This window comes from Kutzneria sp. CA-103260 (assembly GCF_018263855.1).
Taxonomy (GTDB): domain Bacteria; phylum Actinomycetota; class Actinomycetes; order Mycobacteriales; family Pseudonocardiaceae; genus Kutzneria.
In genome coordinates, this window is the sequence record NZ_CP073318.1 from 5,570,025 (window position 1) to 5,585,747 (window position 15,723).

At 71.1% G+C, this 15,723-nt stretch carries 11 protein-coding genes; 7 read left to right on the top strand and 4 right to left on the bottom strand.

Going from position 1 to position 15,723, the window contains the following annotated elements; genetic code table 11:
• Positions 1–12 precede the first annotated feature (12 nt).
• From JJ691_RS24245 to JJ691_RS24275, 7 genes are read left to right on the top strand one after another with little or no spacing between them, the layout of a single operon-like run.
• Positions 13–2,793 (top strand): AAA family ATPase, encoded by a 2,781-nt coding sequence (locus JJ691_RS24245; RefSeq protein WP_211770999.1) that lies wholly within the window; start codon positions 13–15, stop codon positions 2,791–2,793.
• Positions 2,790–4,031: a serine/threonine-protein kinase gene (locus JJ691_RS24250; RefSeq protein ID WP_211771000.1), complete on the top strand. Its 1,242-nt coding sequence runs from the start codon at positions 2,790–2,792 to the stop codon at positions 4,029–4,031. Before JJ691_RS24245 ends, JJ691_RS24250 begins: the two co-directional genes overlap by 4 nt.
• 20 nt (positions 4,032–4,051) lie before the next feature.
• Complete coding sequence (locus JJ691_RS24255) at positions 4,052–8,479, top strand: hypothetical protein (RefSeq protein WP_211771001.1); 4,428 nt, start codon at positions 4,052–4,054, stop codon at positions 8,477–8,479.
• Positions 8,476–8,922, top strand: coding sequence for a hypothetical protein (locus JJ691_RS24260; RefSeq protein ID WP_211771002.1), 447 nt, complete (start codon positions 8,476–8,478; stop codon positions 8,920–8,922). Before JJ691_RS24255 ends, JJ691_RS24260 begins: the two co-directional genes overlap by 4 nt.
• On the top strand, positions 8,906–9,454 hold the full coding sequence (locus JJ691_RS24265; protein ID WP_211771003.1) for a nucleotide exchange factor GrpE: 549 nt from the start codon (positions 8,906–8,908) through the stop codon (positions 9,452–9,454). Before JJ691_RS24260 ends, JJ691_RS24265 begins: the two co-directional genes overlap by 17 nt.
• Positions 9,454–12,027 (top strand): Hsp70 family protein, encoded by a 2,574-nt coding sequence (locus JJ691_RS24270; RefSeq protein ID WP_211771004.1) that lies wholly within the window; start codon positions 9,454–9,456, stop codon positions 12,025–12,027. The genes JJ691_RS24265 and JJ691_RS24270 overlap by 1 nt, the downstream gene beginning before the upstream one ends.
• The gene (locus JJ691_RS24275; protein WP_211771005.1) at positions 12,024–12,380 is read left to right on the top strand and encodes a hypothetical protein; all 357 of its coding nucleotides are present in this window, start codon (positions 12,024–12,026) and stop codon (positions 12,378–12,380) included. The genes JJ691_RS24270 and JJ691_RS24275 overlap by 4 nt, the downstream gene beginning before the upstream one ends.
• 360 nt (positions 12,381–12,740) lie before the next feature.
• On the opposite strand, the gene JJ691_RS52470 is transcribed toward JJ691_RS24275, so the two are convergent.
• The 4 genes from JJ691_RS52470 to JJ691_RS24295 all read right to left on the bottom strand — a co-directional run bounded on the left by JJ691_RS52470 (position 12,741) and on the right by JJ691_RS24295 (position 15,672).
• A complete protein-coding gene (locus tag JJ691_RS52470) occupies positions 12,741–13,175 on the bottom strand; it encodes a hypothetical protein (RefSeq protein ID WP_249228266.1) in 435 nt (144 codons plus the stop codon).
• A gap of 458 nt (positions 13,176–13,633) precedes the next feature.
• Positions 13,634–14,059 (bottom strand): MarR family winged helix-turn-helix transcriptional regulator, encoded by a 426-nt coding sequence (locus JJ691_RS24285; protein WP_211771006.1) that lies wholly within the window; start codon positions 14,057–14,059, stop codon positions 13,634–13,636.
• A gap of 76 nt (positions 14,060–14,135) precedes the next feature.
• On the bottom strand, positions 14,136–14,765 hold the full coding sequence (locus JJ691_RS24290) for a maleylpyruvate isomerase family mycothiol-dependent enzyme (RefSeq protein WP_211771007.1): 630 nt from the start codon (positions 14,763–14,765) through the stop codon (positions 14,136–14,138).
• Positions 14,758–15,672, bottom strand: coding sequence for an alpha/beta fold hydrolase (locus JJ691_RS24295; protein ID WP_211771008.1), 915 nt, complete (start codon positions 15,670–15,672; stop codon positions 14,758–14,760). Before JJ691_RS24295 ends, JJ691_RS24290 begins: the two co-directional genes overlap by 8 nt.
• Positions 15,673–15,723: the final 51 nt, after the last annotated feature.

A 15,723-nucleotide genomic window follows, 5' to 3' on the forward strand; every position in this document is an offset into this window, starting at 1 on the left:
CTGAGGTTTCGAGTGCTGTTCGAGAATGGTCTGCTGAGCACGGTCGGGCTCGAACCGAGGACAGAAGCGATCGTGCTGGCGGCGGTCGACCGGCGGACCGCGCCGGTGCGCCCCAGCGACTTCCTCGCCGCCGCGCTGTCCGCCAGCGACCGCCAGCTGCTCGCCACGATCACCATGGCCCTGTCGCCGGACGCCGAGATCGACCACGTGCGGCAGATCATCACCGTGCACAACCCGCCCGGGTCGGCGCGCGAGGAGTTCGACGGGCAGCGCGACCGGTTCTCCGCCGCGGCGCTGCGGGCAATGGACGAGTTCGACGCCGCGCGGGCCCGTGACCAGGCGGCGGGCTCCGAGCTGGAACTGCTCATGCTGAGTGTGATGCGGCACCTGGAGATACGGGTGCCGATCCTGGACACCGAGACCGTCGAGCGGGTGCTGCGCGAGCACATCGCGCTGGCGTCCGCGCCCCCGGCCACGCTGTTCGAGGGGGCGTCCGGGCGGCTGCGCTCCGAGATGTTCACCGAGGCGGCGTGGGTGGTGCTCCAGAACGCGTGCGTGCGGGCCGCCGAGCTGGGCTACGACCGGGTGCTGCCGCCGCACTGCCTGCTCGCCCTGCTCGCGGAGACCGAGGGCCTGGCCGAGCGGTTGGTGCGGCTGCAGGTGCCGGCCGAGCTGGGGCCGTCCCGCGTGGCCGAGGCGGTGGCCAACGCGCTGCGGATCTCCGAGCGCGCGGCGAGTCCGCTCCAGCTCCGCCAGGAGGACCTCGGCGACGCGACAGTCGCGCTGTTGCAGGACGCGCACCGGCTGTCCCAGGTGTGGGGCGTCGATCGGGTCGGGCCGCAGCACCTGTTGGGCGCGCTGCTGGAGGACCCGCCCGCGCGGCTGGTGTTGATACTCGAACGCGAGCCGCTGCGGCTCAACCTGGCCACCGCGCGTCGCCAGCTGGAACAGTTCCTGCGTGACGGGCAGGGAAAGCCACCGCCAGAGGTGCCGTTCCGGATACCCGGCGACCTCCTGCCGTCCGAGGACCTCACGCACACCGCCCGCACCAAGGGCATTCCGGTCGCGCCGCACCTCGACGCGCCGGTCGAGCTGATGACGCGGGCCCTGTTCCGCAAGTCCGGCAACCACGTGCTGATCACCGGCCACGCCGGGGTCGGCCGCACCGCGCTCGTGCGCGAGCTGGCCCGGCGGGCCGCCACCGGGAAGATCCAGTTCCTGCGCCACAAGCGCTTCGTGTGGGCCGACGGCCGTGACGTCGCGCCGGCCGACAGCGGCCGCAAGCTCGCCGCGGTCTTCAGCCATGTGGCCGGCCGCACCGACTTGGTGCTCTGCCTGGACGGGCTCGGGCAGCTGCTGCGCGGCGAGTCCGGCGCCGACCACCGGATGCAGTTACGGGCCGCGCTCACGCAGGGCCAGGTGCAGCTCATCGGCGTGTTGGACGCCACCGACTACGAGGACCTGTTCGCGGGCGACCAGGCGGTGCGGTCCCTGGTCACCCGGGTGGAGCTGCGCGAGCCGGACCGGGAGATCGCGCTGGACATGGTCGACCGCGTGGCGAGCGGTCTGGCCGAGGAGTTCGGCCTGGAGATCGAGCCCAAGGCCGTGGAGCGCGCGGTGGGCCTGTGCGCCGACTACATCCTCAACGAGCGGCTGCCGCGCAAGGCCGTCGCGGTGCTGCGGCGGGCCTGCGAGGACCTCGACTTCGAGCGCACGGTGATGGACGGCGAGCGTCAGCGCGTCACGACCGAGGACGTGATCACGGTGGTCGCGCGGCTTTCCGGCGTGCCCGAGGGGCAGCTGTCCGGAATCGACCCGGCGGCCGGCGAGGACTACGAGAAGGCGCTGGGCGCGGAGGTTGTCGGCCAGGAGCACGCGGTCAAGGCGGTCGCCGAGGAGCTGCGCCTGATCAAGTTCGGTTTGCGGGCCGGCTCGGTGCTGTTCTTCGCCGGCTTGACCGGCACCGGCAAGTCCGAGCTGGCCAAGACGCTGGCCCGGTTCTACTCGGCGTCCAAGAAGCTCCAGGTCTACACGATGGGCAACTTCCTCGAAGGGCACTCGGTCAGCGGCATCATCGGCGTGCCCGCCGGCTACGTCGGCCACGAGCGCGGCGGCCGGCTGATCAACGACCTGAACGCCGACCCGTACTGCGTGTTCCTGCTCGACGAGGCCGAGAAGGCCCATCCTGACGTGTGGAAGCCGTTCCTCAACCTGTTCGACGAGGGCTGGATCGAGGACCAGCGCGGCGTCCGCGCGCACGCCGACCGGGCCATCTTCATCCTCACGTCGAACGCGGGCAGCGACAAGATCGCGCAGCTGCACCGGGAAGGCGCCACCCCGGCCGGCGTCGAGCGGGCCGTGCGCGACCACCTGCCGACGATGCGCCACCATCACTCCCGCGAGGTGGTCTTCCCACCGGAGTTCCTGGCCCGCATCCAGCGGATCATCGTGTTCAACCCGCTCGACCGGGCGGCGATGGGCGGCATCACCCGGAAGGTCCTTGAGCAGCGGCAGCGGTTCTGGGCTACCAGGGACAAGCAACTGGAAGTGCCGGAGACATTGGTGGAGCACATCGCCGACCTGGCCGACAGGCGCAACCGTGACGCGAACGGCCAGGAGGGCGGACGCATCGTCAAGAAGCTGATCGCCGAGTGGGTCGAGGACCCGATCGTGCGCGCGGCGACCCGCGACCAGCGGGCCTACCAGACGTGCGACCGGATCGAGCTGGTCCATCGCGGACAGGACGTCGACGTCGTGTTCACCTCGGCGGTCGACTCGGGACGGCACGGGTGAGCGCCCGCGACCTCGAGGGACAGACCATCGGCGACTACCGGTTGGAGGCGTTCCTCGGCGAGGGCGCGTTCGGCGCGGTCTTCCGCAGCACGCAGCTGGCCCTCGACCGGCCGCTGCGCCGGGTGGCGGTCAAGCTGTCCCACCGCACGGACCTGCGCGCCGACGAAGCGGTCGAGCTGCTTGGCGACGCGTTCATGCTGGCCGACGCCATGGACCAGATCACCGATACGGCGGCCAAGCTGCACCTGGTGCACGTGTTCGACGCCGGGCTCACCGCCGAGGACGGCCGCGCCTTCCTGGCCATGGAGTACGTCGAGGGCATCAGCCTGGCCGACCGGATCGCCGGGCAGGGCCGGCTCGACGCCGAGCAGCTCACCACCTGGGCGGTCCAGATCGCGAGCGCGCTGGGCGCGCTGCACCGGCTGGCCCGGCCGCTGATGCACCGCGACCTCAAGCCGGACAACGTGATGCTCGGTCTGGACAACCGGGTGCGGCTGATCGACTTCGGCCTGGCCGTCCGGCACGGGGAATCGCGCCGCTCCGACGGGGTGGCCGGCACGGTCGGCTACATGGCGCCGGAGGCGTCCTCGGGCAAGAGCACGCCGGCCTCGGACGTCTACTCGCTCGGCGTGCTGATGTACGAGGGGCTGACCGGACAGCACCCGTTCCGCGCCCTCGTGCCGCCGGTCGGCCTGTCCGACGACGAGCAGGACGACTGGCTGCTTCAGGCGAAGCGGCGGCACTCGGTCGTGCCCCCGTCGGCGCTGAGCAACACCGTGACCCCGAAGCTCGACCGCATCGTGCTGCGGTGCCTGAAGTACGAACCACACGAACGGTTTCGGGACGCGGCCGAGCTGCACGCCGCCCTCACGCGCAAGTCGTCGCCTGCTCCCAAGAAGGAATCGACGCAGGCTGACGGAGACAAGTCCACCCGACGCCTGAGGGAGGCGCGGGAGGAGGTGGAGCGGGAGCTTGCCACGACCCAGACCCGCGTGGATCGCTTCGACCTCCTGCGCACGTCGGCCGAGCTGCACAGCAAGCTGGGCGAACACGCCGAGGCCGCGAGCCGGCTGCGCGAGGCGTGGGAGATGACCAAGGACACGGGCCTGGTGCCGGACACCCACGGGCGGGTGCGCCTGCTGACCGAGCTGGCGGACGCGTATCGCCGTGCTGGCAACGAGTTCCAGGCCAAGCGCTTCGAGGCGGACCGGAGCCGGGAACGGGGCGGCGGCCGGTGACCCGACCACAACAGTCGTTCGTGGGAAGGCTCACCCGGCGCGGACGGCTGCGCAACCAGTGGGCGGCCGCGCTCGCGGAGCCGGATCCGGCGCGCCGCCAACGGCTCCTGCTCGATCTGCAACCGGAGTTCAGCGCGCACGCCAAGTCGCTCGCGCCGCTCTGGCCGCCGTACGTCCACAGCGTGCTGGCGACCGGCTGGCTGACCTCCGACGACCTGGGCGACCTCGAGGCCCGGGGCGCGATGGTGGCGGACGGCTCGCGGGGGCGGCTGAGCCTGGCCGACGCGTGGTCGCCGCTGATCGCCGCCCGCGACCACCGCGGCGAGCACGCCATCGCGAACGACCGGATCGCCGCCCTGTACTGGTGGTCGGGCCTGCCCGAAGCGGAGCGGGCGGCCGTGGCCCGGCAGCTGGCCCGGCGCGGCGCCGACGGTCCGAACTTCCGGTCCGTCTACGTCAACCACCTGTCCAACAGCACGCCGCCGGCCGCCGAGCCGGAGATGGCGGCGATCCTCGCGTCCGCGCTGGTGGTCGGGTTCGGCGTCGAGCGGTCCCAGCTCGTCGCGGCCAGTGAGTTGGCCGCCGGCCTGCGCGAGGCCGGCGTGACGCTGCCCAGGATCGACCTCGCGCTGGGGATGCGGGCCCTACTCGTCGAGGACGACCCGAAGACGGCGGCCCTGGCGCTGGAGTCCTCGTGGAAGCGGGACCGGGACGACGTCTCGCTGGCGGGGCTGGTGTCCGCGTGGCTACGGGTCGGGGCGCACGACCGCATCGCCGCCGTTGTGCCCCAACAGAACGTCCCGCGAGTGGTGGCCGAACTGGCCGAGCTGAGCGCCGTACTGCGCTGGCTTGACGACGCCGAGGTCGCCGGCCTGTGCCCGGCCAACGCGGCCCGGCTCGCCGAACTGAAGCTGGCCGTGGAAGCCGGCGAATGGCTGGACTACGCGATCGCCCGCGCGCACCTGCTGGAGGGTGACGCCTTGGGCGCGGCGCGGATCATGGTGCCGCTCGCCGACTCCCATCCCGACCGTCCGGACTGGAACTACCACGCGGCGTGGGCACTTCTGCTGACCGGAGACCGCGACGGGGTGGCCGCCCGGTTCGACGCGGCCGCCGGGTCGGCGCAGCGGTGGGCCGTCGGCCTCCTGCTGATGGAAGCCGACCCCGGCGCCGCGGACGAGGTCGTCACGAAGATCACTGACGACGGGCTGTCCCCCGCCGCCGGGATCGTGACGGCCCGCGCGTCGCTGATCCACTCCGGCTCCGCGCCGCCCCTGCCCGACCACGAGGACGGCGATTCGGTCACGGCGAGCATGGAGCGCGTGCGCGGCGGCGTCGCCGCGGGCCTGGCCGCGCCGAACTCGAACGACACCAAGAAGTGGTTGCACGACAAGTGGTTCACCCGGCTGCCGCTGGCCGACCAGCTGGTGTGGGCCGGGCTCGGCTACTTCGAGACCGGACTGCTCAGGCACGCGGCCGACGGGCTGGGATACCAGCGGGCGGCGCTGGTGCTGTCGGTGCACACCGCCGATCCGAGCCGCCTGGGGCGGCTGAGCCAGCGGTCGGACCCGACCATCGAGCTGCTCCGGGCGTGGGCGGAACCCGACACCGCCGATGCCCGGCTGACGGCGCTGCTCGCGCGGGATGAGCGGCGGGCCCACTACGCCCGTGGGCAGTTGCTGCTCACGACTGCGGATTTCGCGGCCGCGGCAGAGGAATTCCGTGCCGCCGCCAAACAGGGCGACCGGGTGCCGCGCGATGCCGCGCTGGCCTGGCGGGCCGCCGCTTGCGCCGCCGGCGCGAGCGACGACACACGAGCAACGGGGTGGTGGTGGCACCTGCGGTGGGACGGGGACGGTGCGCCCGCCTGGCTCTCATGGGCGGCGGCGCTGCTCACGTTGGACGACACGACGGCCACGGGCCAGGTCGCGGGGCGGCACCTCGTCACCGTGCTGACACGCGCGGACGCCCCGTCCACGGCCGCGATCCAGGGCGCCGCGGCCGCGATGGCCAAGGCCTGTCTCACCGCCAGCGACCCGAACCGCGCGGTGGCCCTCGCCGCCTTGTTGGACGAACTCGCCGCGGTCACCGGCCATCCCGAAGCGTTGCGTATGCGGCAGCTGGCGGCGGCCGGCCTCGCGCGAGGCAGCGATGCCGCGCTGGAACTCACCGTCACCGACGGACCGACCGCCCTGGTCGTCGCGGAACACGCGCTGGCCGGCGGGGACACAGACCTTGCGGTGCAAGCACTCCGGGCCGCCGAGTCCGAGTTCTGCGGTCTGGCGGCAGCGGTGTTGGCCGGCACCGCGGGCGCACTGCCGGAGCTGGGGCCTCAGATCGGGCTGGCCACGAGGCTGCTCGTCGCGGCAGCGCAGGCGGCCGAAAACCCCGCGCTCGCAGTGCAGACCTTGGCACCGGTGCTCCGTGAGCACGACCTGACCGGCATCGTCGACCTGCGCAACGTCCTCACACACCTGCGAGCGGGGCTGAGCAGCCGACGGGTGCCCGAGCACCTGCGCCAGCTCGTGCGCCAGGTCGCGCCCTCGCTGGACCCGCTGGCCGCCGCGCGCCACCTGACCGGCATCGGCGATCACGAGGCGGCCGATCCCTTGTGGCGCAAGGCGATCAACCAGCCGGACGGCACCGCCCGCACGGAGTACGCCGCCGTGCTGTGCCATCGGGCGGTCCTGGCCCGGCGGCAGGGCGACGACCTGCTGGCCGCCGGCCACCTGCTGCTGGCGGCCCGGGTCGCGGAGACCACCACCCCGCAGTTCAAGCTGCTCCCGGGGCGGGAGGTCACCGGGTTTCGGGTCACCGACCGGCGCGGCGCCAAGCGGGACAAGAACCTGGACGCCACTGAGGCCGCTCTCGTCGACGCCCGGGCTCAAGGCAACGAGATGCTGATGCTGCTGTGCGTCGAGCGGCTGCGCGCGCACCGCCGCGACGGCGCGCCGTCCGAGTCCCACCTTGTCGTGCGGGCCGAGCAACTCGTGTTGAGCACGTGTGTGAACCGCCTGTTCCAGTACCAGTTTCCCGGTGACGGCACCCGTGAGCACCACGGGCGGCATCACCTGCTCGAACGCGCCCTCAGCGGCGACGGCGACGTCCTGTTCGCCCTGCTCGACGAGAACCGGCATGGCGCACTGGCGGCGTGGGACCGGTTCCTGCCCGAACGCGGCGTCGCCCTCCCGCTGCGCCACACCCTGGCCGTGGTCCACCGTGAGCGGGCACTGGCCACTCCCGACGCGGCCGCCGCGCTCGTGACGGCAACCCTGCTGTGGTCGAGGCTGCTGAGCACCGAGGACTTCTGGGCCGGCATGAGCGAGGCAATCCGCGGTGACGAACGCCGGCTACGGACCGAGGTGATGCGGGAACTGCTGTCCGAGCACAGCGTCCGCGGCCAGCGGGCGTTGGCCGCCAAGGACAAGACCACCGCGAAGGCGCACCTTCGTTGCCTGGTCGAGTGCGCCGGCGACGGCATGGCCGTTGACGAGGCCCTCACCCGGGCGCACCTGCCCATCCCGGTTCCCGACGACCCGAAGCGGTTCGCCGACGTCGCCGCCGTGGCCAAGGAGGCCCTCGACGGCTGGGTCGGCGACCTGCTCGACGCCGCCCGCGCGGCGGCCGACGATCCGAAGGCGATCGCCGCGCAGCCGAAGGGAATCAGGCGCGACTACAAGAGCGGGATCGAGGTCCTGCGGCCGTTCCTCGGCCTGGGCATCCCGGTCCGGGCGGTGCTGCTGACCGGGCTCGGCTGGTACAACGACTGGCGCTCCGACCTCGGCCACCGCGGGGACTGGGACGACCAGGCCGAGGTGGGGGTGGCCGCCACTCCGCTGGCCGACGACCTGGAGTCGTTGTGCGGCAAGGAGAAGATGCTGGACGTCGCGAACCAGGCGATATCCCGGCACCACATGTTCCTCGGCACGCCGCTGGAGGACCAGGCCAAGTCGATCTCCAGCTACGAGCAGGCGCTGGACTGGAACCCGGGCAACACCGACGCCGAGCGCCTGCTGACGAAGTCGCTGCTGGCGCGGGCCAGGCAGCGGGTGCGGAAGGGGTCCACCAGCGCCGCCCGCGCCGACCTGCGACGGGCCCTCGACTCCAACCCCCCGCCCGGCGTCCGCGCGGACGTCGAGGCCGAACTTGTCAACATCGAGACCACCTCCGTCCTCCTCGACCTGGCCAAGGCGCTGTACTCCGATCAGTGGGACACGGTCGAGGACATCGTGCGCGACCGGACCACCGACGTGAACGCCGCGGAGGTGGCGGTGCTGCTGAACAAGCGAGCCACCGCCATGGCCAACGAGGTGATCAACGCGCTGCCCTCGCGCACCCGCACGACGAAGCTGGCCAGGAGCCACACGCTGCTCAAGGACGCCAGCAGGCTCGATCCAGCGAACACGACCATCCAGCGCAACCTCAACGGGGTGAGCCGACGCCTGTGAACCGCAATCCCTTCCACGTCCTCCAGTTGCCGACGGACGCGACGGCCGAGACGATCGTCCGCCGCGCCGCCGAAGCCGCCGAACTGGCCGAGACCGACGCCGAACGGCACGCCGTCATCGAGGCGCGGCGTGAGCTGATCACGCACCCGGCCGTCCGGCTCGGCCACGAGCTGCTGGAGGTCCCCGACAGCGACTACCGCGACCAGGACTGGGAGGCGTTCGAGCATCAGCACAAACGCGATCCCGTGGACTTCACGGCCCTCGCCGCCGGCGCCGAACCGCTGCGGCCGGCGGACTTCACCCTGGCCGCCGTACTCGGGATGGCCGCCGACGAGGCCGTGGTCCCGCCGGAGCCGGACCTGCCGGCCGCGCTCGCCGACCCGCCGGTGCGCCCGGCCTGGGACACGCCACCGCTGGAGGTTCGCCATGTCCTCTTCGGCTGACTCGCTGCCGCCGCCCTTCCCGCTCGACTGGTCGAGCTTCCAGGAACGGCCGGTGGCCGCCCCGGTCGAGCTGCTCTCCCCCGCCGCGGAGCTGGCCGCCGCGTTGCAGCGCTGTCGGCGCGAGCTGACCGCCGAGCGCGCCGCGGCCGCCGACGCCGCCGCGAAGGCCCGCGCCGACGCCGCCGAACAGGCGGTGCTGGTCCACCAGCTCGCCGCCGCGCTGGATCGGCACGACCAGGCGCTGGCCGACGCCGGGCTGGAACGGGCCCGCAAGACCCTGCGGATCGTGCACAAGCAGATGCTGACCGCGCTCGAGGACAGCGGGCTGAGCGTGGTGGACCCGCTCGGCCGGCCGTTCCGCGAGATCGCCGACTCCGTCGAGGTCCTGGCCTGGCGGCACGGCGACGAGTTCGACGGCGAGGTCGTCGCCGAGACGCTCAAGCCGATCATCCGCCACGGCGCCGAGGTGATCCGCCAAGGCGAAGTGATCATGGGCGCGCCGGCGCCGGACAGTGACGAGGAAGACGTGTGATGGAACAAATCCTGAGCAAGGCCGTCGGGATCGATCTCGGCACCACCAACAGCGCCGTCGCGGTGATGAACCGGACCGACACCGACATCCTGCTGCACCGCGACAAGTACACCGCCACCACGCCGAGCTGCCTCTGGAAGGACCCCCGGTCGGGCGAGCTGGTGGTGGGACGGATGGCCGCGCGGCGGGTCGGCACCACGCCGGCGCCGATCCGCTCGATCAAGCGGCTGATGGGCCAGCGCGAGACCGTGCGGGTGACCGACGAGGACATGACGCCCGAGCAGGTCTCCGCGCACATCCTGGCCGAGATGAAGCGCCAGATCGAGCAGGACCTGGCCGGCTGGGACTCGCCCGACACCTCGTGGGAGGTCGACCGGGCGATCGTCACCGTGCCCGCGTACTTCGACCAGCCGGCCATCAAGGCCACCCGCAACGCCGCCGAGATCGCCGGCCTCGAGGTACTCGACCTGCTGCACGAGCCGACCGCGGCCGCCTGCTACCACTGCTGGTCGAGCCGGATCGAGAACGGCACCTTCCTGGTCTACGACCTCGGCGGCGGCACCTTCGACGTGAGCGTCGTGCAGCGTACCTCCGGCGCGTTCGAGGTGCTGGGCATCAGTGGCAACAACATGCTCGGCGGCGACAACATCGACGTGGAGATGGCCGTCCGGCTCCAGGAGTACCTGGTCGAGGACGGCTACGCGTTCGACCTCGACACCGCCAATGACGCCGAGGACCGGATCCGGTTCGCGCAGCTGAAGATGCTGGCCGAGGGGGTCAAGCAGGCGCTGTCCACTCAGGACGTGTTCATGTTCCGCGACAACGGGACCATGCGGGACAAGGACGGCCAGCCGGTGATCATCGACCGGATGGTGGAGCGCGCCGAGTTCGAGGCGATCGTCCGGCCGCTGGTCGGACGGACCCTCGGCTACTGCCACGAGGCGGCCGAGCTGGCGGCCAAGCAGGCCGGCATCACACTGTCCGATGTGGACGAAGTGATCCTGGCCGGCGGATCCACCCACATCCCGCTGGTGCGCGAGATGGTCGCGCGCGAGCTGTGCGGGCCGACCGGGGCGCGCCGCGACGAGCCGGTGTACGAGAAGGTCGACACCATCGTGGCCCTCGGCGCGGCGATCCAAGCGTCGGCGGGTGGCCTGCGCAGCCACGATCGCGGTCGCACGGTGCGGGTGTCCTTCCGGGGCACCGCGGCCACCGATCAGACCGTCACGCAGGTCACGGGCCGGGCCGAGGCGCTCGCCGAGGGAATTGATCTCACGGGCGGGCACATCCGGCTGGTCAGCAGCCATCAGGACGAAGAGGCCGACCTGGGCAAGGACGGCGACTTCGCCTTCAGGCGGGTGCAGGTGCAGACCGGGGCGGAGAGCCTCCTGTCGTTCGAGCTGTACGACGCGCAGGGCGCGCGGGTGCTCGAGGCCGCCCGCTCGGTGATCAGCGACCCCAGTGTCATCAAGGACTCGCCGCAGACACCCCCGCTGAACAAGACGTTCTCGCTGCTGGTCAACCGGGCCGGCAAGCCCTACCTCAAGGAGCTGGTGCCGGCGATGGCGCAGCTGCCGGCCGAGGTGCGGTTCAGCTTCCAGCACCCGGGCAACGTCGAGCGGGTGCTGTTCCCCCTCTACCAGAACCGGTTGCGGGTGCAGGTGTTCGAGGTCGCCGTCCCGGCCAGCACCGAGCGGGGCACCGAGGTCGTCTTCGACGTGCGCATCGACGGCCAGCAGCAGACCTTCGTGCGCGGCTCGGTCGGCTCCACCGAGTTCGACGTCAGGGTGGTGGACGCGCCGCCACGGCCGGTGCCGACCCAGGACCAGATCGACAGCCTGGCCAGCCGGTACCGCGACGCCGCGCACTACCTCAAGGCCGGCGACCGGGCGGTGGCCGACGCCAAGCGGGACCGGATCGTCGACAGCCTGGACAAGGCGGTGGCCCGCAAGGACAACCAACTGGTCCTGCACGAGTTCGAGGAGCTGGAGTACTTCGTCGACGGGCTGGCCGAGGTCGAGGTCACCCTGGAGCCGCCGAAGTCGGAGTTCGACGAGACCGTCGCCGACTGCCGGCGCCTCAACCACCGGGTCCGGCAGGCCGTCGAGGACACGTCCATCACGCACGACGAGCAGGAGGTGGCCAGGTCCATCGACGCCCAGGTCGACCAGGGCGAGCGGGCGTACCGCAACCGGGACCAGCGCGCCTACGGAGAGGCCATCGAGCAGCTCATGGGCATCCTGCGGTGGTTGCAGGGGCGCTACCGGCAGACGCCGGCCGGCAAGGACAACCGCACCGAGCAGGAGCGCATCGCCGACTACGCGGCCGCGATCGCCGACATGGCCAAGGAGGTCATGCGGCTGGCCGAGGCGAAGGAGCGCGGCGATCTCCAGCGCGAGATCGCCGACATCGCGCGTGACCTCACGGTGCGCGAGCGCGAGGCCGAGCAGAACCCGGCCCGCGCCCAGACCCGGATCAACCAGCACAACCAGCGGCTGCGCCAGATCCGCAGCCTGTTGCTGTCCGGCGGTCGCGACGATCTGGACGGCCTGGTCATGGACTCGACGACGTGACCGTGCGCTGCCCACTCACCGACTGCGGCGCGGAGAACGTGGCGGACGCAGAGACCTGCGTCCGCTGCGGCAGTCCCCTGCGCGAGTTCGCCCGCCTGACCGCCTACCCGGACCAGCTGTTCAACCAGGGCCTTGCCGCGGCCCAGGCCGGCGAGCTGGCCGTGGCGAGGGAGCTGTTCGCGGCCGTCGTGCACTGGTGCCCGCTGGACGCCGAGGCGCGCAACGCCTTGGCCCTCACCAACTTCCAACTCGGCGACCACCAAGCGGCGCACACACACTGGGCGGCGGTCCTCGACCGCTGTCCCGGTGACGCCATGGCCGTCGAGGGCATGTCCCGCATGCTGGAGCTTTAGCGAGCGGCGCGTGGGGAACGCCGTGTTCCCCACGCGCCGTCGTCAGAACTCGTCGCCGACCCCGGTGAGCTGGGAACGTGTACTTGTTTGTGCGTGCAGGAACTCCGTCCACGCAGGTCAAGTCCCTACTTCGGTACTCATGTATGACCAGCCGCTATGGGTCCTGGTAGCGTGTCGCACAACCGCCGCGTAGATCAACGGCTTCCGCGAGTCGCTTATGCGGCCGGGGAGCACGGCGGGGAGCAAACATGCGCGTTTAACGGCCCCGAACTGCGCTCAACGACTCTGAACGGAACCGCGCCGGCCTACGGATTTTGCATTTCCACAGGCCGGCGCATTATGGCGTCCTTCGTTCGGTGCCTAACTGGCCGTTGGAACGGTCGGGCCGACTTCTCCAGCGGTGTCGGCAGGAACAGACCACCGATCGCCTCGGCGGCTTCCTGGTCGATGTCTGGAACATCGGCCGCCTACTGGTCGAGCGTGAAGACCCCCTTGGAGTTGTGCGTGCCGAAAACCACGTCCATGCAGGTCAAGCGGCATGTCGGTACTCGTGGATGACTCCGCCGAGACGGTCCCGTCGGCGTACGACAAGGTGTTCGGTCCGGCCAGGTTCAAGGGCCGGTGGCCGGGCTCGCAGGGGTGCTGCGGCGGCCAGGATCGGTGGCTTCGGTGCAGGTTGTAGTGCCACTCGTACTCGCGTACCGCGTGCCGGAGATGGGCCGGGTTCCAGATCAGCACGCGGTCCAGCAGTTCGGCGCGCAGCGTCTGCACCCGGCGCTCGGTGATCGCGTTCATCCGGGGTATCCGGACGCCGGTCAGCACGGTGGTGATCCCGGTGCCGCTGAGGATCTGGTCGAACAGCGCGGGGTAGTTGGCGTCGTGGTCGCGGATGAGGAATGTGACCTGCGCGGGGTCTCCTGCGTCCTAGAGGTCCATGAGCAGGTTGCGGATGGCCTGCGCCACCCGGGCATGGGTGAAGTGGGCGGTGGGAGCGTAGGACAGCAACCATGTGACGGTTGTCCGTTGCGGGGCGGGATCGACGCCCCTCGGTCTTGAGGATCTCTCACACGGTCAAGGGAGCGATCGTGATGCCGAGGAGGGCAAGTTCGCCGTGGAGGCGCCGGCGGCCCCGGAAGGGATTCTCGGATGCCAGGCGCAGGACCAGGCGGCGAATTGAGGCGATGGTGCGTGGGCGCCCAGGCGGCGCTGGGCGGGGCCGAGTTCGGATGACATTCGCCGTCGCGGTCCCCGGCTCAGTGTCCGGCGAGTCGCTCCATGAGATCGCAGGCCTCCAGCAGGACACGCTGCTCGTGAGGCGACAGCATGGTGTCGATGGCACCCTGAAGCCAGGCGTGCCAATCACGGCGGAGGTCCGCAACAACCCGCTGGCCGTTGCTGGTCAGTTCGAGGAGCGCCTTACGCGAGTCGGCCGGGTCAGTCCGGCGCTCAACCAGTTTCTGCGCCTCAAGGACGCGCAGCGCCGCAGCCACGTTCGAACTCGCCATGTCCAACTGTGCGCCCACCTCGCTGGGGCGCACCGCGCCGGCAGAGCGCGCGAGCACGTCCAGCACCTGGAGGGTCGGCTTCGACATGCCCTCGACCGTCGGCTGCTCACGCTGCACCCGCCGATACAGCTTCTGCACCTGCCGCTGGAGTCGATACACGTCCTCATCGCGCATATAGCTATCTTAGGTAGCTAGCCAGGAGACGCTTGACCGCCTGAGGTAGTCGGTCACGGGACCGGTGGGGCGTCACTCAGAGCCGTTGCCGCAGCGACGCGACGCCGTTTCCGGTGAGCAACGCCAGAGCCCGACTCCGTCCGGCCAACGCGGAGATCATGCTCTCGGCCGGACCGACCACGTCAAGAGCATGGTCGCCGGGGCGGCTCCAGTGCGTGTCGGTGGTTCTCAGCGTCAAGCCGCGGGCACGGGCGGCAGCCGGGACGAACGGGTTGGGGATGCGGACCTCCGTCGTGAGCACGGCGTTGGCGATCTCCGGCGACAACACGTTCGCACGACCGAGGGCCAGGGCGATATCCAGGTGGTGCACGGCGTGATCGCCCAGCAGTAGCCGTGCGGGCAGCAGCCGCCCGACGCCACGGGGGCCCGTGCGGCCGCGTTCGAAGGCGACGAGCAGGTCGGTCACCGCCGACCGCGCGGCGTACTCCTGCGTGAGCAGGGCGTTGGCCGCGTCGAACGACCAGCGCCGCCTGCTCATCGCGATGACGACCTGACGAGCCGGCAGGTGCAGACCGAGCGCGAGGTGCGCGAGCACCTCCTTGTTCGTCCATTCCGAACACAGGCTGGGCTGAGCCCAGTCCTGCTCCGTGAGCGTGGCGGCGAAGGCGAGAAAGTTCTCGTCCTGCCGGGCGAGCAGCTCACGCACCGTTGACTCCGTCCACAGTGGCCGGTGCGAGACAACGGCCCAGGAACGCCAGCTGATCTCCGATGATCCGGTCCACCAGTGGCGGATGGTAGACCGCGAAATGGTCGGCGGGGTAATGAATCGCGATTCCCCGTGGCGCCCGCCGCGCGACGCCGGCGGCGATGCGCGGATCCATCAGCGTCTCCTGGTCGGACACGCAGACCAGCAACGGCATGCGGATCAGCGCAGCCTTGCGCGCGGCGTTGCGGACCGCGAGTTCGACCCCGGTCGCGGCGGTCACCCGATTGTCGAAGGCGATGCCTGGCGGAACCATGGAGTGCCAGCCTTCCTTCGCGCCGGGCACGGTGACGACCGCCGTGCGCCCCGGCTCGTCGACGATGCCGATGTACCTGCGGGGGAACCGAAATGCGGCCCGTACGAGGTCGTCGGCGACGGGACCGATCAACCGGGCGACCGCCCGCAGGCCGGAGCTGCGGGCGGCGTTGCGGGTGTCGACCACCGGGCACTGGACCACGGCCGCCACGAGTTCCGGGTGCTTGGCAGCGGTCAGCATGACGTGGGTGGCGCCCAGCGACGTGCCCCAGAGCGCGAGACGATCGGCGTCGACATCCGGAACGTGTCGGAGAAAGTCGAGCGCGGCCTCGATGTCGGCGAGCTGACGCCGGATCGACACGAGCTGCCGCGGCTCGCCTTCCGACTCGCCGAGATGTCGGAAGTCGAACGACAGCGTGGCCAACCCGCCGGCGGCGAAGGCCTGCTCGTACTGAGCCAGCCGCATGTCGTGCGTTGCGCCGAACCCGTGCACGAGGACCACCGCGGGGTGTGGCCCGTCGCCGCCCGGACGGGTCAGCCAAGCAGCGCAACGTTGTCCCCCGGAGGTGAAGGACGTGCGTTCGGTATGGGGCACTGACAGCCTCCCTCATTACGTACGTTGTACGTATCTTGACACGTACAACGT